This window comes from Cyclobacterium xiamenense, assembly GCF_900109255.1.
GTDB classification, from domain to species: Bacteria; Bacteroidota; Bacteroidia; order Cytophagales; family Cyclobacteriaceae; genus Cyclobacterium; species Cyclobacterium xiamenense.
In genome coordinates, this window is the sequence record NZ_FNZH01000001.1 from 845,780 (window position 1) to 863,233 (window position 17,454).

At 49.7% G+C, this 17,454-nt stretch carries 10 protein-coding genes; 3 read left to right on the forward strand and 7 right to left on the reverse strand.

What is annotated here, in order from left to right; translation table 11 throughout:
• Positions 1-43 precede the first annotated feature (43 nt).
• The gene (locus BMW71_RS03060) at positions 44-1,444 is read left to right on the forward strand and encodes an aminotransferase-like domain-containing protein (protein WP_092169291.1); all 1,401 of its coding nucleotides are present in this window, start codon (positions 44-46) and stop codon (positions 1,442-1,444) included.
• Positions 1,445-1,453: 9 nt separating this feature from the next.
• Here BMW71_RS03060 and BMW71_RS03065 read toward each other — a convergent pair whose 3' ends face one another.
• The 3 genes from BMW71_RS03065 to BMW71_RS03075 form a co-directional block, all read right to left on the reverse strand.
• Positions 1,454-3,916 carry a TonB-dependent receptor gene (locus BMW71_RS03065; protein WP_092169294.1) on the reverse strand — a complete coding sequence of 821 codons (2,463 nt, stop codon included), beginning with the start codon at positions 3,914-3,916 and terminating at the stop codon, positions 1,454-1,456.
• Between the two features lie 78 nt (positions 3,917-3,994).
• Positions 3,995-4,810, reverse strand: coding sequence for a helix-turn-helix domain-containing protein (locus BMW71_RS03070; protein WP_092169297.1), 816 nt, complete (start codon positions 4,808-4,810; stop codon positions 3,995-3,997).
• 342 nt (positions 4,811-5,152) lie between these two features.
• Positions 5,153-7,522 (reverse strand): TonB-dependent receptor, encoded by a 2,370-nt coding sequence (locus BMW71_RS03075; RefSeq protein ID WP_092169300.1) that lies wholly within the window; start codon positions 7,520-7,522, stop codon positions 5,153-5,155.
• Positions 7,523-7,931: 409 nt separating this feature from the next.
• On the opposite strand from BMW71_RS03075, the gene BMW71_RS24090 reads away from it, so the two are divergent.
• A complete protein-coding gene (locus BMW71_RS24090) occupies positions 7,932-8,060 on the forward strand; it encodes a LytTR family transcriptional regulator DNA-binding domain-containing protein (protein ID WP_143057556.1) in 129 nt (42 codons plus the stop codon).
• Positions 8,061-8,209: 149 nt separating this feature from the next.
• On the opposite strand, the gene BMW71_RS03085 is transcribed toward BMW71_RS24090, so the two are convergent.
• The 3 genes from BMW71_RS03085 to BMW71_RS03095 all read right to left on the reverse strand — a co-directional run bounded on the left by BMW71_RS03085 (position 8,210) and on the right by BMW71_RS03095 (position 12,473).
• Positions 8,210-9,274, reverse strand: a complete 1,065-nt coding sequence (locus BMW71_RS03085; protein WP_092169306.1) for an endonuclease/exonuclease/phosphatase family protein — start codon at positions 9,272-9,274, stop codon at positions 8,210-8,212.
• Positions 9,275-9,364: 90 nt separating this feature from the next.
• Positions 9,365-10,219 (reverse strand): 3-keto-disaccharide hydrolase, encoded by an 855-nt coding sequence (locus BMW71_RS03090; RefSeq protein WP_092169309.1) that lies wholly within the window; start codon positions 10,217-10,219, stop codon positions 9,365-9,367.
• A gap of 31 nt (positions 10,220-10,250) precedes the next feature.
• On the reverse strand, positions 10,251-12,473 hold the full coding sequence (locus tag BMW71_RS03095; RefSeq protein WP_244891056.1) for a bifunctional SulP family inorganic anion transporter/carbonic anhydrase: 2,223 nt from the start codon (positions 12,471-12,473) through the stop codon (positions 10,251-10,253).
• Between the two features lie 231 nt (positions 12,474-12,704).
• On the opposite strand from BMW71_RS03095, the gene BMW71_RS03100 reads away from it, so the two are divergent.
• A complete protein-coding gene (locus BMW71_RS03100) occupies positions 12,705-13,988 on the forward strand; it encodes an alpha/beta hydrolase family protein (RefSeq protein ID WP_092169315.1) in 1,284 nt (427 codons plus the stop codon).
• Positions 13,989-14,000: 12 nt separating this feature from the next.
• Here BMW71_RS03100 and BMW71_RS03105 read toward each other — a convergent pair whose 3' ends face one another.
• Positions 14,001-17,393 (reverse strand): PVC-type heme-binding CxxCH protein, encoded by a 3,393-nt coding sequence (locus tag BMW71_RS03105; protein ID WP_244891057.1) that lies wholly within the window; start codon positions 17,391-17,393, stop codon positions 14,001-14,003.
• Positions 17,394-17,454 lie beyond the last annotated feature (61 nt).

Here is a 17,454-nt window from a genome sequence, read left to right on the forward strand (position 1 = left end):
CAATTTATTTAATTTTGAAGGGTACAGTTAAACAGCCTTGTAGATGACCTTGTATCAGGAACTAGCCCGCAATTTTGAGCAACTTATACAAAAGGGAAGTTTGAAAGTGGGAGATAAGATGCCCTCCATTCGGACGGTGAGCAAAGAGTACGGGGTGAGTAAAAATACCGTGATACAGGCGTATTTGGTTTTGGAAAGCAGGTCCTGCATTGTATCCCGGCCACAGGCGGGTTTTTTTGTTTGCGAAAAGGCCGACCAACGTTTACCTGTACCCGACGCCAGTATGCCTCAGAATCATCCGGCCAATTCAGCCGATGACGGGTTGATCGGGAAGGTATTCCGTAATTTTGTCAACAAAGAAATTACCCAATTGTCGCTCAGTGTACCCGACGAGCGTTTTTTCCCCGTGGCTCGACTCAACAAATGCCTGCAGCAAGCCACCAAGACGCTTTCTTCCGGGGGCACCGGATACGACGATATTCAGGGCAACCTGCGCTTACGAAAAAACATTGCCAAATGGTCCTTTACCTGGTCGGGTAATCTGGGAGTTCAGGATTTGGTCAGTACTTCGGGGGCCATGCATGCCATCTCGTTGGCATTTATGGCATTGACCCGACCGGGGACTCGCATTGCCGTGGAAAGTCCGGTGTATTTTGGTATTCTCCAAGTGGCGAAAAATATGGGGCTGCATGTGGTCGAATTACCCACGCATCCGGTATTTGGCGTGAGTCCCGATGACCTGAAAGCAGTGGTGGGAAAGATTGATATCTGCCTGTTGGTAAGCAATTTCAACAACCCATTGGGCAGTTGCATGCCGGAAGAAAACAAGCGTGCGGTGGTCGAAATCCTGGCCAGGCACGGCATTCCCCTGATCGAAGACGATTTGTATGGGGACGTGTACTTTGGGGCTAACCGACCCAAGCCCTGCAAGGCCTTTGATCAAGAGGGCTTGGTATTGTGGTGCGGATCGGTTTCCAAAACCCTGGCTCCAGGCTACCGGGTAGGCTGGATGGCTCCGGGAAAATACATGAAAGACATTTTGAAGTTAAAACTTTTCCATTCGGTGTCGGGAACAGCACTCACGCAGGAAGCCATTGGCTTGTTTTTGGAAAATGATCGCTACGAGCGGCACTTGCGGCAACTTCGAAAAACCCTGCATGCCAATTCTCTCCGTTTTATTCGGACCATCGCCGATCATTTTCCCGAAGAAACGAAGGTAAGCCGACCGCAGGGCGGATTCGTTCTCTGGGTGGAGTTGGCCAAAGGAATGGATACGGGAAAGTTATTCGATCCGGTATTGTCGCAGGGAATAAGTTTTGCACCAGGCCGAATGTTTACCCTTCAGCACCAATTTCACCATTGCCTGCGGTTAAATTACGGCCTGCCCTGGTCGGAAAAGTTGGAGCAACAATTACTGGTATTGGGGCGACTATTAAAAGGTTGACGGCGGTACTTAAAATTCCTTCTCTCCAAATTCACTTTTGATGAAACGGGATTTATCACGAGAAGGATTGAGCGTATAGCTAAGGTTCAACAGCACCATATCCACTTCCAGCACGTAATTCGTCGTGGTGTAAAATTCGTTTTCTCTCCAGGTGCTGATCCGTTGCTCATTGGTACGCAAAAGACCCATGTCCATGTTGAGCCATTGCAGGCTGGCCTGTAGCCGGTCGTTCATAAATGTCTTTCGGAGTACCAGGTTGGGGGATAAAAACCGGGAATCTTCTCCCTGTGCCGTAATGCGGTCTGAAAGGTAGTTGATCGACCATTGGGCGGTAAAAGTAGGGGAGAAGTCAAAACTGGTATTGGCATTGATCGAATACACCCAGGCGGCGTTATTGATGGGGCGCTCATCAAAACTTCCACTGATCCGGTACCGGTACAGGTTCCCACCTGCAAATACCTTCCAGTTGCTGCCTGGATTAAGTTCCAGCCCCAGTTCTATTCCAATGGACCTCCCGTTTCCAACGTTGGAATAGATTCGATTCAGTATGGTATCGTTATACACCGTGTTCACCCGGTTGACCAGGTTTTTTACATGCCGGTAATAAGCCGTGGCATAGACGCTGTTTTCCCCAAAGTCCTTTACAAGCCCGGTTTCCACCAGGTCAATAAATTCGGGTAGCAAGGAGGGGTCTCCTTGTTCCAGTGTCTCGGAATGCTCGCGTTCAGGAAAAGGATTCATTTTGAACGTGGTGGTTCGTTCTACCCTTCGGCTGTAGGCCCCTTTTATCGATGTCTGCTCTCCCAGTTTGTATTGTACGCTGGCAGTAGGATAGGGTAGAAAAAAATCATAGGTATAGAGGCTGTCTACCGTATTGGATTTGTCCTGGAGCAGCAGTTCCCGATCCATGTACTCCATCCGTAAACCTACCGCATAATCCCAGTTGTTTTTTTGTCCGGTTAGTTGTCCGTACCCGGAATGGATGACCCGGGTCAATTCCACATTGGAGGAAAACTCGGGTACCAATTCAAATGCACCCGTTTCGTTGTTTTTTCGTTCGTAAACAAAATCCCCCTGATGATTCAGGTTACGAAACTGATAGCCGGTTTCTACGATTCCCCAGGGAGTCGGCTTGGATTGGTAATCTACCTGCCAGCGCAGCCCATGCAATGGATTGCCATTGGTATTGTATTCGTCCTGATAGATCAGATCGGTATTCGGAAAACCCAGGTTGCGGTTGGTGGTGGGACCTCCCAGCATGGTGTATTCGTATAAAAAGGAACTGGAAATGCGGGAGCCAATGTCAAAGGCATGGGAATAATCGAAGCTTCCCAGCGCGAAATCACTTCGTCGGATTCGGAGGTTCTCGTTGTAGTACTGCATGGTGTACAAACGCTCCCCATTTATACTGGCATGGTTGTCGAAATACACGATATCTGCTGTCCGGTCTTTGCTTCGGATCCCGCCGTAAAATCCCAGACTGAATTCATTGTTGCCATCAGGGGTATAGGCTACCGTAAAGCGTCCGGAGTAGGCTTCCTCGTCAAAACCCCGCTCACCTGCTGAAGGAAAACGGGTGGTCGTGTCGCCCTTTACGGTATACACATCTCCTATTCGCTGGCCATTGACATCATTTCTCAGATAACTGGCTCCCAGGGAAAGATCCCAATCGCCGTTCCGGTGGTTCAGCGTAAAATCGGCTCCGTACCGTTGCGGTTTTTGCTTGTTATCGTAATCCTGTATACTAGGGGCTCCCATTCGGGTATTCAGTTGGGTGAATGTCCCATCGGTGGCGCCTTTTTCCGTGGTGATATTGATAATGCCGGCTTTTCCTTCCGGATCGTATTTGGCAGAGGGAGCGGTCACTACTTCGATATTTTTGATGGCATTTGCAGGTAATTGTCCTAGAATTACCGCGGGATCGGATTGTATGGGTTTGCCATTGAGCATGACCACAAATCCGGTAGCGCCTCTTACAGATAGTTCCCCTTCGGCATTGATGCTGACCGAGGGGAGATTTCGCATCAAGTCGATGGCTGTTCCTCCTTGCCCCGATAAGAATTCGGAGGCTTCGAATACCTGCCGGTCTATCCGATGCATGGTCGTAAATTGGGATCCGGAGACTTCGACCATATCCAGTAATTGTTCATTGGGGCTGAGTTGGATCGTTTCGAGGTCCAGTACCTGTCCTCGGACGAGTACCATATCTCCGATGCTAACCCGCTCATATCCCATAAATTGGATGGCCAGGTAATAGGTACCGGGCTTAATGCCGGCAAGTTCAAAGCTTCCGTCGGGTTCGCTGACCGTTCCGGAGACCAGACTGGAATCGGCTTGAGCGTACAGCCCCACGCTACCGTATTCGATGGGATTCGCTTCGTTTGAATCGACAAGCGTACCCCGAACGGTTATTTGGGAAAAGATGGGAAAAACAAGGAGAAATTGGGCTATGCAGGCCAGCAGGAATTTCATCAACAAAGAATTTAACGCGCAAGTTACGCTTTCCTGACTGGAAAATGGATGGTAAATTTCGTATAATACTGGTAGATTTTAGAGTTTGGCCCTGTATTCGGTAGGTGTGAGCGTTGTTTGAGCCTTAAAAAACTTTACGAAATTCGATGCATCTGAAAAGTTTAATTGATAGGCAATCTCCGTTACCTGCAGCCCGGTATGGGTTAGCAGGTTTTTGGACTCGATCAGCACGCATTCGCGAATGACATCGACGGCGTTGCTTCCGGTAGCCGCCTGGCAAATATGATTTAATTTTCGACTACTGATATGCATGATCTTCGCGTAAGCTTCGGCTGTTTTCAGCTGCAGGTAGTTTTGGCGAACCAGTTTTTTAAATCTCACAAATTCATCCAAGAGGGTAGGAGGGACTCGTTTTCGATTCTGCGGCAGCTGAATGGTCTTGTAAATCAAGCTGTTCAACTGTGCGGCCAATACTTCAAGCGGTTCTTCTCGTTGGTAATCAGCGTAAAAAATATCGAGTAATTGCATGACCGATGGATCTTCTTCCGAGAGCCTAAATGTTTCATTCATGCCAAAAAGCCGTGCGAGTGCCTTGGGGTAACCCGAAAGCACTTCTTCTTTGAATAGTACAACATACCCTTCGGGTATTCGCGAAAAATTCCAGCAATGCACCTGACCCAGGTTCAAGTAAAAACCCATGGGAGGCAGTACCTCGTATACCTGATCTCCTACCGTGTGCTGGCCAGCGCCCTTCGACAAGTAGATTAACTCGTGGTAGCCTTCGTGCCGGTGGGGTTTGGTGGGTTTGATAACCGGCTTCATTTTCGAAACCTTTAAGATCTGTCCCTTCTCAATCTTGTTTTTGTTGCCAATAGCCTTTTGTTTGCTTTCCATCAACTTGCCTTCTAGCGGTTAGTACCCGGGTTACTCGTGGTATCGGGTTTCAATCGAACAAGAAAGTTAGTGGATTTTTTCTCAACCTGCGTTCCAGATATCACCAATGAGCGCCAGTCAGGGAAAATCGGCTTGACCGGGAAACCACACCTGCTGGCTCGACGTTGGTATCCGATTTTTGGTAGAGGAGCGACCGCCCGAATCTACCGGGTAGTAAGCGCCCATAAGGAATGGTGACTGGCTTTTCTGATTTATTATTTTTTTTGGCACCTGCTCGTGTAGCCGAAAGCGTTTTCTAAAAACGGCCCGGCATCGACTCCGCTTTATTAGTTATACAATTGATCAAAACCGTTTCTGTCCGCTAAACTCCATGGCCTCGCCCTTTCCAAAGCCATAGCTGATACCAAATGTGATAAAGCGGCCCCGCAGGCGGTAGTCGTATTGGCGAAAGTTATTCTGCACCGTTTCGTTTTCAAATATCCTCGAGGCAAAAGCATCCCGTATGCTGAGGTTCAAGATAGTTTTTCCCTTCATAATTTTCTTACGAAGGCCGATATCGGCCAATGCGTAGCCGCTAATGGTTCGCTGAAAGGTCTGATACGCCGATTGGTAATTACCGATCAGCTCCAGGGTAAAATCTGCCGGCAAGCTAAACTTGGAGGTTAGCCGGGCTGACCATTGGTCCGCCGTAAAATCAAACGGACTGGCTTCGAATGTTCCTTCCCGGTTGAAGTAATTGTAATTGAAATCCGCATTGAGGGACAACCAATCATTGGGCGTGATTTTTCCGTTTAATTCCAGGCCAGTGGCTTTGTTGGTGCCAATATTCATGGGCATGGTGATCGCTACGTTATCTTCAAAAGTAGTTACGTTTTCCACCGTTTGCGTGATGTAGCGGTGATAGATCGAACTGCTCAGCGACAGAAGCTCCAGGTCCAAAATACCCGTGATTTCGTAACTGTCGGTCAGTTCTGGCAGCAGCTCCGGATTTCCGGTCCGGATACTGAAATTGTTTCGGATGTTGTAGAAGGGATTTAGGTCAAAAAGCCGGGGTCGGGAGATGCGTCGGGAATAGCCTCCCTGCAGGGAAAAGTTATCGGCCAGTTTGTACGAACTGTGCAGGGTCGGGAATAGGTTGGTGAAATTCTTCCGGTTTTCTTCCTCGGTTTGCTCCAGCAGGGTATTCAGGTCCGTGTTTTCTGCCCGAATACCGAGTTTGAGGCCAAACTTGTCGCCCTCATAGGCACCGGTACTGTAGACGCCCAGTACTTTTTGCGTGAAAAAAAACGTATTGGTACGCTCGGGTATTTCCTGCCAGCCGCCGTTTTCAAAGCCCAGGATCGCAAAATCGTTTCGAACATCGGTGATCAGGTACTGACCACCCGATTCAAAGGTGATCTTATCGGTCATTGGCCGGGTGTAATCGGCTTTAAATGTATACTCCCACTGCCCAAAATCGGTATCGGTCTGCTGCCGGTCCTGCAAGGCAGATTCGCCAAACGAAGGCAGGTTATCGAAAGAAGATTGCTGCTTTTTGGCAAACGAACTACCCAACGCACTTATCAAGAGGTAGTGGTCGTCCTTGTCCGAAAAATCACTCTTGTACTGCAATTCGTACTGCCATTTGGGATTGGTGGCTTCCGTGGCTTCATCTCGTGTCCACCCCGCATGCGGCGCGGCGGTCCCGGTTTGGGCCGTGAAGTTTCCATTGGAATATTCGGTCTCCAACTCGTAGGCAAAATTGCCGGTAAGGGAGAGCACATTGCGCTCATTGATGTGGTAATCGGTACCCAGGATCAGGTTGAAAAACGTTTCGTTTTTCTCCCCATCACCCCTATTTCGGATAAAGGTCTGTTCGCTAAGGTTGCTGTTTAGGGTCTCAAAGGTTTCGGGAAAGGTCCGGTGCCCCAGGCCCAGTTGGCTAAACAGGTTGAATTTGTCCGTGCGTTTGTTTAGGCTAAAGCCCAAACTGTGGTTGTTCGGTACGCCGGTATTGAGTGTGATGGAACCGTTTACGCCTCTCTTTTCTTCTTTTTTTAGCACGATATTGATGATGCCCGAGGTACCCTCGGCATCGTATTTGGCAGAGGGATTGGTAATTACCTCCACGCGGTCAATCATATCTGCGGTGAGGGTACCCAGGGCATTGCCACCATCACTGGCCAGGACCGAGGGCTTTCCGTTGATCAGAATCTGAACTCCCCCAATGCCCCGGAGCTGGATTTGGCCTTCAATATTCACGGTAACTGACGGTACGTTGTTTAATACTTCCAACGCACTGGCTCCGGTGCTGCTCAGGTCTTGGCCTACGTTAAACACCCGCTTATCCAACTGAAACTCGGTCGTAGATCGCTCACCTCGAATGACAACCTCATCCATTAGCTCGCTATCTTCGGAAAGGCGAATGGTGCCCAAATTCACCGTGCCGTCGATCACCGTGTACTCGGAGATGCGGGTGGTAATAAATCCGATAAAGCTGATTTCCAGAATAAAATCCGTTTTTTGGGTGGTTAACAGCAGGGTTCCGTCCGCTGCGGTAGTAGTACCCGCAAGCAGCTGTCCATCTTGCGTATCCAGAAGCTTGACGGTTGCAAATTCGATGGGTTTCTGGCTATTGATTTCGACAACCTTGCCGGTGATTTCAATAGTTTGCGCCTGTAGACAGCCAATACTGATTCCCAAACTGATAATTGTGATTAGAATTCGTTTCATGAGGGCTCTTGTAATTCCTACTGTTTGTAAATTTCAGCAGAAAATGCGCAGAAAAAAAATTGTATCGGTAAACGACTGGTATTTTCGGGCGAATGGCGTCTTGTATTGATGAGGTCATTTATCCGGTCAACCGCGTTGTTTACCGAAAAAATTGACGAAAATAGCGGGTAGATCGGTACATTTTTAGCGTGTATTACCTGCAAAAACCGTTTTCTTTTCAGCGATTTGTCAAGGCCATGGGGAAGGTTAATGGGAGACTATCGTTCCCAGGAACCCCGAATCTACGATGCAAGAAAAGCGTGCGTTATCAAGGTGGGCGACGCTACGATCAGGCGCGGATGGCTTTCGAGGATATACGCAATATCCGGTCGGAGGAAGATTATAGCGTCATTGTGCTGGCAGCAAAGAAATACTATTGGCCGAACCGCTCAAACGATGGATGGAAATGTTTGACGAAACGATCTTTATTCGGGTCCATAAGTTTTTTGTTGTCAATAGCAGGCAGATAAAAAAGCACGTGGAAATAAGGTACGCCTGAGCCATGACGAAGTGATTCCTCTGGGTCGGGCCTGCAATGAGGCCTTAATGGATCGATTGTTACGGTAACTAAAACCATTCGGTCGGATCCGATACGCCCAATTGTCCCATCGTTGCGATAGCCGTGGCACGCCTGCCGGATTGAATTTGCTAGGAGTCCTGGCTTTCTTCCTTTCCTTCTTCCACCTTCTCTTCCACTTCCTGCCTGTCCTCCGAATCGGAATCCGGTACCTCCTCGGCATTTGTCGGATCGGGTTCGAAGGTCAAATCGATCCACATCGGAAAATGGTCCGAGCCAATTGCCCGCAATTTTTCAATCCGAACCAATCCAAAATCATTGGTATAGAACACATGGTCCAACGGGTACCGCAATAAGGGAAGAAAAACGTTGTAGGTATTGAACAAGCCACGGCCCTCACGTGGATCAAGTAGTTGACTGTATTCTCGAAACAGGGTGGATGTTTTGGACCAGCCCACGTCATTTAAATCGCCCGCTACCAGTACCGGCCGGGGATTTTTCTCGATGTCTTTGCCGATGATCAACAATTCGGTATCCCGTTCGTAGGTATCTGAGCCAGGTCGGGGCGGTTCGGGGTGTACCCCGAAAAAATCAAAGCGTTCTCCAGAGGGTAGCTGCACTTTGGTGAAAATCGAGGGAATGTCGTTTTCAACCAGGTAGTTCACCTCGCTGTTTTCAAGTGGAAACCGGGATAGCAGGAGCATACCGTAGGTGTTGGGCAAGGGTTCCTTGATCGTATATGGGTAGTCTTCGTCCAGTGAAATGAGCGCTTCCGTCCAAAGTAGGTTTGGCTCGGTCAATAAGATCAAATCGGGATTCCTCTCGGCGATGAGGTCCAATAGCTTTCCATACTCTTTATTTTCCATGCGAACATTACTGAGCAACAGAGAAAACTTTCGATCCGGATCCGTAGATACCGCCCTTTTTGCGGTGGTGTCGGCAAGTGGAGTAAAACCGATGATCTTGGAAATTTGGTGACCCAACGCGGCAATAAGTAAGGCGAAAAAAACGACCCTTCCGGGAAAGCTTCCTTTCCTTAGCAGAAAAGCACTCAAAACGAAGGTTACACCGCCAATGGCCGCAAGCTGCAAACGTGGAAAATCAAATACACGTATCCACCAGGTACCCGTTTCGATGAGCGGTAACGCGCTCGCAAGGATAAAAAATGATCCAAGAAAGTAAAGGAAATAGTTCATCTGTAGCAGCGGAATGGTTTATAACAAATACCACCACACATCACGCAATTTTCCGACCAAAAATTGCGCTACTGCTATCAGGCGTACAAATCAATCCAACGCCTTGATGACTATATTTTTAAATTCCACTCCCTGCCCCTCTGCCTGCAAGCCGATGTAGCCTTCTTTTAGTGCTTTCCCGTCTACTTTGATACCAGGGTCGTACCCGTTGGCTACGCCTCCACCAATCTGCGTTTGACTGTATTCCAGCACGGTTTCTCCGTTCACCTTATGAATAACCAGGGAATCTCCATAAACAATCAATTCTGCTGCCACCCATTCGTCCCAGGGAAAGGTAGGAGAGGTGGAATTGATGCAATGCCTGGGGTCCATCTGGCCCTGGAACACCACTTCTGTGCCCGGCGAGCACATGTTGCCTGTCGGCCGCGGGTTGCCGTCGCCGGCATCTGCAAGCATCTGGTATTCCACTGAAATCGGCCAATCCTGCTCCTTCAGAATGCTCTCCGGGGACTGGGAATGAAACATCACCCCACTGTTGCGGTAGGTGTAATCCGGTGCATCCTTCATCCATTGATCGGTGAAGCGGTAGTCGAATTTCAGGTGAAACGAGCCAAAGGGCTTTTCGTAGAAAAGGTGACCGTAGCGTTCCTCGAAACGGGTGTAATCGTCGTAATTTACCTGAATCCTGCCATCTACTACGCGGAAGGTATTGGCGTAATTCTCCCCTGTTTCGTGGTGATGAAATTTGGGGATCCACCCTTCCAGGTCTTTGCCGTTGAATAAAGACTTCCAGTCCGATTCCCGGACCTGGGCCCTGCTATCGGCTGGTGTGCATCCGGTGAAAAATCCGATACTCAAAAAGGCATTGATGGCGAGGGGGAGAATTCTTGCAAGTGCATTTGATGGAATTATTTTTGAAAAGCCTGCAATAGAGAATGTATTCATTGTATTCGGGTGGTTTTCGTGGAACATCGGTTCAATTGGTTGGTTGGTAGAGGGGAAAGAAGTCGATTGTACCGTCTTTGCGATGGAAAAAAGCCATACAAAGCCCCACTTTTCCCTGGTTAATGTGGGTACGAAGGTATGCGTTTGTATGAACGATCTTCGTTTGGGCCGGTGCTGCATTCCAACGTGCCAAGCGATCCGACCAATGACTCAGGTCTTCGCTACGAAACCGTTCGGGAGAAAAATAGCCGGCTTCGATTGCGGGTACCAGTAGGGGGCTGAAGGGTGCAGTGGGTTCGGCCAATACACGTTTCAATGCATTTTTTAGCAAATGGTTGTCGGAGTTGGCCAATACAACGATCAAAACCGCCCCCTGCTCCCGGCAGGCGATTTCCAGGGTGTGAACGAGGTGATTGTCCAGCAGGGTTCCGGCTGCTTTTAATGGGATCAAATCTCCAATACCCGTATTCAATAACATGTTTAACGGCTCCCGCATATCGATGCAGTTGACCACGACTGCCAACGGCACATCTTTGATAAAATCCTTTAACTTTTTGTTTTGAAACCTTCGGGAAACCAGGTTGCCGTCCGCATAGCGTTTGTTTCCTTCCTTTAGGTACTGAAGCACATTGGCTGGTTTTTTCAAATCGGCACGATTTATTACCGCCGGTTTGCCAATAACTACCTCGTTGCTTGGAGCGTAACTGTCTTTTAGTCCGACAATGGTAAAGTCAATGGCATTTTCTCGTGCAAAGGTGGTCTGATAATCGTTAAGAATTTCCAACACATCTGGCTCGATGTAGGAAGAAAAAGAAGCATCGATGGTTATCCGCGTACCTTTTGGAAGGTTCCACAGGATGCGTTTGATCGCCGGCTTGTTTAGAAAGGAGACCTCGTTGGAAAGCTCGAGCCGGATTGTTTTTCGCTTGCTGCCGGGATTCGTTTCTTCCATGTAGAAGGGGTTGTAGTAGTTTCCGCGCAAAAGAAAAAACACGCTGGACGCCGATCCGATCAGCACGCCAATCAGGACATCGGTAAGCAAGATAGCCGTTACGGTCACCGCAAATGGAATAAACTGAGACCAGCCTTTTCGATACATTTGGGTAATGATGGAATAGGAAGTTAGCTTGTATCCGACCAAAAGTAAAATTGCTGCCAGGGAGGCCAGGGGAATCAAATTGATGATAGTACTTAAAAACAATACACTGACGGTCAGGAGAAATCCGTGGATAATCGTGGATAGCTTGGTTTCCGCACCGGCTTCAATATTAACGGAGCTTCGGACAATGACCGAGGTAATGGGAATACCGCCTATAAGGCCCACAATGCTGTTACCGATGCCCTGTGCCACCAATTCCTGATTGGGGGGACTCCTTCGCTTGTGTGGGTCCAGATTATCCGTTGCTTCGAGATTCAACAATGTGGCAATGGATCCGATAATGGCGATGGTAAAGGCATAGGTCCATACCTGAAAATTGTCTATGGCAGAAAAATCCGGAAAAGTAAACAACGCAGTGGGATCGTTTATTTCCGGAATGTGTACCAGGTGGATGCCATCGAGGTACAAAGCGGGCAGTAGAAATTTAAAGGTCTGATTCAGCAACACTCCGAATAGCACGACAAATAGGGAAGGAGGAAGCCATTTGACGTTTTTTAATGCGGTTTTTTCCCAAAAAATCATGAGCAACAACGAACTCACCGCAAGTATCAGCGCACCTGGAGCGAACAAAGAAAGCACCAATGCACCCGTTTCAATGACGCCGGAAAAAAAGGATTGCGAGTAATCCAGCAGTCTGCTTTTGTCCAACTCCACACCCAATGCATAGGGAAGTTGGGAGATAATCAGAATAAGTCCGATGGCTGCCAACAACCCTTTTATGATGCTGGTGGGCATGTAGTCGGCAATCATTCCCGATTTGAGAAATCCCAGAATCACTTGAATAAGCCCACCGATAAACAATGCCAGCAAGAATACGTCAAATGTCTCGAGCACCTCTAACGCCGTTAAAACTACAGCGGAAAGGCTGGCTGCCGGGCCGGAAACGCTGGTGTGCGATTTACTGGCTATTCCCGTAACGAGCCCGCCCACCATCCCGGCAATGAGCCCCGAAATTAAAGGAGCTCCACTAGCCAGGGCGATCCCCAAACACAGCGGGAGTGCGACAAGAAATACCACGATGCCAGCAGGTATATCCCTTCCCGGACGTCTGAAGATCGATTGGCTGATATCCTTCACCTGCCGCTTTGCTTTCAATTGGTTAAAACGAGGGCGATTAGTCAACATTGAAAAATTGATGGCTCGATATTTTGCGAACAAACATACTTTTTATTTTCTGAATTTGCGGCAACTTAAATAGAGTGGGTCAAGATACGTGATTTTTTTTTGGTATTCATTCAGCGCGTATAATTCCCTATCCGTCCTGAGCGGAGGATCTCCGAAAATTCCTATCTTTGGAAAAATTTTCTACCAACGTACCTGCCAACCATGAAGCGACCGCTGATCAACTTTGCTTTTTACTTTTCTGCCTTTTGCGTTTTTATCTCCCAGTCGATTTATTCCCAGACCGATCCGTTTGTTTTCGGGGATCGGTTGCCGGATGCGCCAGAACTTGCGGCAAGCGGTCCGTTCCCGGTAGGCGTACGCACCCTGGAATTAATCCATGCTAACCAGCCAAATATTCAGGAATCCAACGGCACGGAAATGCCCGTTTACGACCGGCCACTACGGGTAGAAGTATGGTACCCGGCACAGGAAAACCCCGATGCAAAAATGGCGGAATACACCGATTTTCTGGGTACGACCACCGACCCGACCCGTCCCCTAAAGGCGTTTACCTTTCCGGGAAGGGCTGAAAGAAACGCAGTCCCCGATACCAGCCAGGGGCCCTATCCATTGGTGATCGTTTCGCACGGTTACCTGGGATCGCGCGTTTTGATGACCTACCTCACCGAAAACCTGGCATCCAAAGGCTACCTGGTAGTTGCTATCGACCATACCGAGTCTACCCACGAAAATCCGGGCAAATTTGCCAGTACACTCTACCACCGCCCGCTGGATGATTTGTTTGTTCTTGAGGAAATGGATCGATTCAATCAACCAGAAGAAGGAAATTTTTTATCCGGAATGGTGGATGCTTCCCGTACGGCCCTGCTGGGTTATTCCATGGGCGGCTATGGAGTATTGAATGCAGCCGGGGCAGGCTTTTCGCCAGGTTTTGTCGGCGCATTTTCTCAAATGACATCCGGAAGTCAGCTTCTCGCTACACGAAGCCTGTCCGATCCCACTTATCCCAGGACCGTAGATCCAAGAGTGAAAGCCATTGTAGCGTTGGCACCCTGGGGCATGCAACGTGGAGTTTGGGATAGCGAAGGACTCCAAAGCCTCCGAACACCGACGTTTTTCATCGCCGGTAGCGAAGACGATATATCGGGGTACGAAGATGGTGTCAAAGCCATTTACGAAGGAGCCTCAAATGCAGAAAGATACCTACTGACCTACCTCAACGCCCGACACAATGTAGCGCCAAATCCACCGGTATCGCCGGACCTGGACCCGGCAGACTACATGCATTACAGCGAACCCGTTTGGGACGAAGAACGAGTAAATAATATCAACCAACACTTCGTAACGGCGTTTCTTGGCATCTACCTGAAAGGACTGGATTACGGCAAATTTCTGGACCTGCCCGAAGACTCTTTGGAGGAAACCTGGACCGGTTTTCTTCCCAGAACCTCTATCGGACTGGAATTGAGACAGGCAAGGCCCTGATTTTCGCGGGGGTCAATTTCCCATCACCAAGCGGTTTTGCGAGGGCTGATCCCCCTCCTCATGCACCTGTATCCGAAGGGATTCCTGATCCGCATCGGTAAGGTCTACGACCACCTGTACCAGGTGTGTGCCCTGACTTACCCGTGTGCTCACCTTGGTATCCGCCATTGATAGCTCCTCTGTTCCCATCCGTACGCGGACTGCCTTGCCAGAATTGATCTCAAATGTCAGGGTACCTTCCTGGAGGACCTCGACTTCAAACTGTACCAGTCCAACTTCCCTGCCCTCAGCATCCTTCAACACCGGTATGTCTTCCAGCGGAAGGCTACCTCCGACCATGCTGTATAAAGCCATGCTTCCTTTTTCGAGTAGTGCTGCTGTTTCGCCGGCTGCGACGGTCCCAGATAGAAGGAATTGAACCGCTTCTGACTCCGTGACGGCGTGCCAGTTTCGAACAAATTTTTCATTGGTCACCCGAAAATCTCCTGAACTTCCCAATTTGGACAAATAGCCAACCAGATGGACAAACTCGTCCCGTTCCAAACTTGCCGTCAAGCCGGGGGGCATGAGGGAGCCCGGTACATTTTCCCGATTGGCAACTTGATTTTTGGGGATGGCGGTTTCCTGCCCCGACATGTCACGCATGCGTAATTCATCCGTACCATCACCCACCAGGTAGCCCATAAACAGACTGCCGTCTGTCTTGGTTACCTTTTGAAGTTCGTAGCCCTCTTTCACCGACTCGGAGGGATCCAACAGTGATTGAATGATGTTGTCGATGGGTGAACTGGTTCCCAGCGAACTCAAATCCGGACCCAACCGGCCCCCGGCTCCTCCCAGGGCGTGGCAGTTCTGACACATCAGCGATTTTCTACGGTAGATACTCTCACCAATGACGGGGTCAGCTTTGGTTTTTACCTCCTGGGCCAATGCGTATACCTGATTTTCGTTCAACCGCTGAGGCATGCGCTCGGGTGGCAAGGCGCCGCCCGATTTTTCCAGAGCTACCACCAGGTTTTTCACCTCAGCACTGTTTCTGCGGTACCAGGGAACGTAGCGTTGCATGACTTTTCTACCTTGCATGGCCATGGTCGCCGGAATGGTATTCGTAGATAGGTTTTCGGTGAGAACCCGTGTTCCCGATTCGGTCCTCATAAAGGCCCCGAATAGTTCCCCGGCAGCTTCCTCCGGGATACCCTGGTTCCAGGCAGCCACAGCCATTGGGATGGCTTCAGCTGGCCGTTTAGATGCAAGTTGGGCAAGTGCAAGCAGCTGAATCTCCTGATTACCCGTATTGCCTGCAAATGTATTGAGTACCTGTTTGCTGGCCTCGTCTTCCAGCTGGGCCAGCGCTTCCATACCGGCAGTTTTCACGGGTAGGCTTCCCTGATGAATCAGCTCCACGAGTTTTTCCCGGTATTCGACACGTTTCCAGGATCCAACCAGGAGAAGGGCTTTGGTAACCAATGCTTCTTCCCTGGATTCCAACAGGGAAAGGAGCCCTTGCGTCCCATTTTCGGGAAGGAGGTTCCGTTCCCGGGCAGCCAAAATCAGGGCGTCCAGTTCCTGTCCACGTTGGCTGGTAGCGCGCTCCGGCTGTTGGCTTTTCTTGAACAAAATGGCCAATTCCTTCCCGGAACCGTACCTGGCCAGGGTCTGAATGACCTGAGGCCGAAACTTCTCCGGTAATTGGTCGTCTGCGTACAGGCGTCCAAGCAGTTCGATGGCCTGAGGATCGGTAACGGTCTGTAAGGCAAAAATGGTTTTGGCATCGTCCCCGAAATACCCCGGATCTGCCAGAATCTCCGGAAGCCAGGCCGAACGCAAGGCTTTGACCGTTGTGTATAGCGCAAATTCCAGGTTGGTATCTACTTCCTGTTCCAAGGCAGTCAAAGCCATGACGGCAGCGTTTGCATCTGTTTCGTTTTGTAAACTTACCACGGCTGCCAGGCGTACGGTTGGGTCGGGATCACGCAGGGCCTGGTTCAGGTACTGTTGGTAGTCAGGCAATTTGTTTCTCCAATGGGTGGCTACCCGTAGGGCGGCTGCCCGGGCGCCTGGATGGTTTGCTTGCAGTACTTTTTCCACGTGTGGGACCGACACCCTTCCCAGGGTCTGATACAGCCAAAGTGCTTCCAAAAGGTGGTGTTCGTAATCCGCTTCATTGGGGGAAAGTGTGAGCAGCCATTTTTCCAATGCCGGTATCACCTCTGCCTCAGGTTTTGACCGAAGCACCAATTTTGACTGAAGCCGGGTCCAGTTTTCCGAGGCTTTCAGATTTTCCAACAGTTCCGGAATTCCCATTTCGGGCAGTTTGGGTTTTGGCACCAGAGGACTGTCTTTTTTCGTGATTCTCCATATCCGGCCGTGCTGCTGGTCTCTTCGTGGATCGTGAAAGTCTACCTCTCCATGTTGAATGATGGGGTTGTACCAATCTGCTACATAGATGGCCCCATCGGGCCCCATGAGAATGTCCACGGGACGGAATCCGATGTGATCGGTCCATAAGATATCCTGCGCTTGCTTGGAAACAAATCCACTTCCTTGCGCTTCCAGTACAAAACGATTGATACGGTTTGCGCGGAAGTCGTTGGTAATGAGGCTTTCTTGCCAATCATCCGGAAGGTGGGATCCAGACACCACATCCAGGCCACTGTGCTTGGGTTGACCAGGATTCAAGCCTCTTAAAACCCGGTCAGCTCCGGGGGCGGTAACGAAGGTTGCTCCCTGGAAGGCATGGTTGATGCCTTCGGTTCCCGCCCCATCCGTCAACAGGGCATTACCCCAGCGGTCAAATTGCAGTCCCCAGGGGTTGATCAAACCTCGGGCGAAGACTTCCAGTTGTTTGGTTTTGGGATTGTACTGCCAGACCCCTCCGCCTTCCAGCCGCCGGACTCCCCAGGGAGTTTCCACGTGGCTGTAGATGTAAATGGATTGGTTAAAATAGAGGAGTCCGTCCGGTCCCCAGCGAAAGGTGTGGATCAAATGGTGGGTATCTCCCGTACCAAAACCCGTTAGGATGGTTTGCCGTTCATCGGCTTTTCCGTCACCGTCCGTATCTTTTAAATGGAGGACTTCCGTGGAATTGGCTACATAGACCCCGCCGTCGCCGGGAAGGATTCCGGTTGGGGTAATCAAGCCTTCCGCGAAGACGGTGGATTTGTCGGCTTTTCCGTCTCCATTGCTATCTTCCAACACGAGAATCTTGTCATTGGCTACTTCGCCAGGTTTCAGGTGGGGGTAAACCGTACTGCTGACCACCCACAATCTGCCGTCCTGATCCCAATTCATCTGGATGGGTTTTACCACCATTGGGTCAGAAGCAAAGAGGTTTACCTCAAAACCATCTGCAATTTGAAACATGCGCAATTGCACCTCCGGGTCCGGGTCTGGAATGTCTCGCAAGGCATTTTGACCCCGTAGGCTTGTTGCAGAAAATAGGATAAAAATTGCCAACACAAGGCTG

What these genes read in the sequence shown, in the direction of transcription:
- BMW71_RS03085 (WP_092169306.1), bottom strand. Translation starts at nt 9,274, where the DNA reads ATGAACTATTTCCTTTACTTTCTTGGATCATTTTTTATCCTTGCGAGC.
- BMW71_RS03100 (WP_092169315.1), top strand. Translation starts at nt 12,705, where the DNA reads ATGAAGCGACCGCTGATCAACTTTGCTTTTTACTTTTCTGCCTTTTGC.
- BMW71_RS03070 (WP_092169297.1), bottom strand. Translation starts at nt 4,810, where the DNA reads ATGGAAAGCAAACAAAAGGCTATTGGCAACAAAAACAAGATTGAGAAG.
- BMW71_RS03090 (WP_092169309.1), bottom strand. Translation starts at nt 10,219, where the DNA reads ATGAATACATTCTCTATTGCAGGCTTTTCAAAAATAATTCCATCAAAT.
- BMW71_RS03075 (WP_092169300.1), bottom strand. Translation starts at nt 7,522, where the DNA reads ATGAAACGAATTCTAATCACAATTATCAGTTTGGGAATCAGTATTGGC.
- BMW71_RS03065 (WP_092169294.1), bottom strand. Translation starts at nt 3,916, where the DNA reads ATGAAATTCCTGCTGGCCTGCATAGCCCAATTTCTCCTTGTTTTTCCC.
- BMW71_RS03060 (WP_092169291.1), top strand. Translation starts at nt 44, where the DNA reads ATGACCTTGTATCAGGAACTAGCCCGCAATTTTGAGCAACTTATACAA.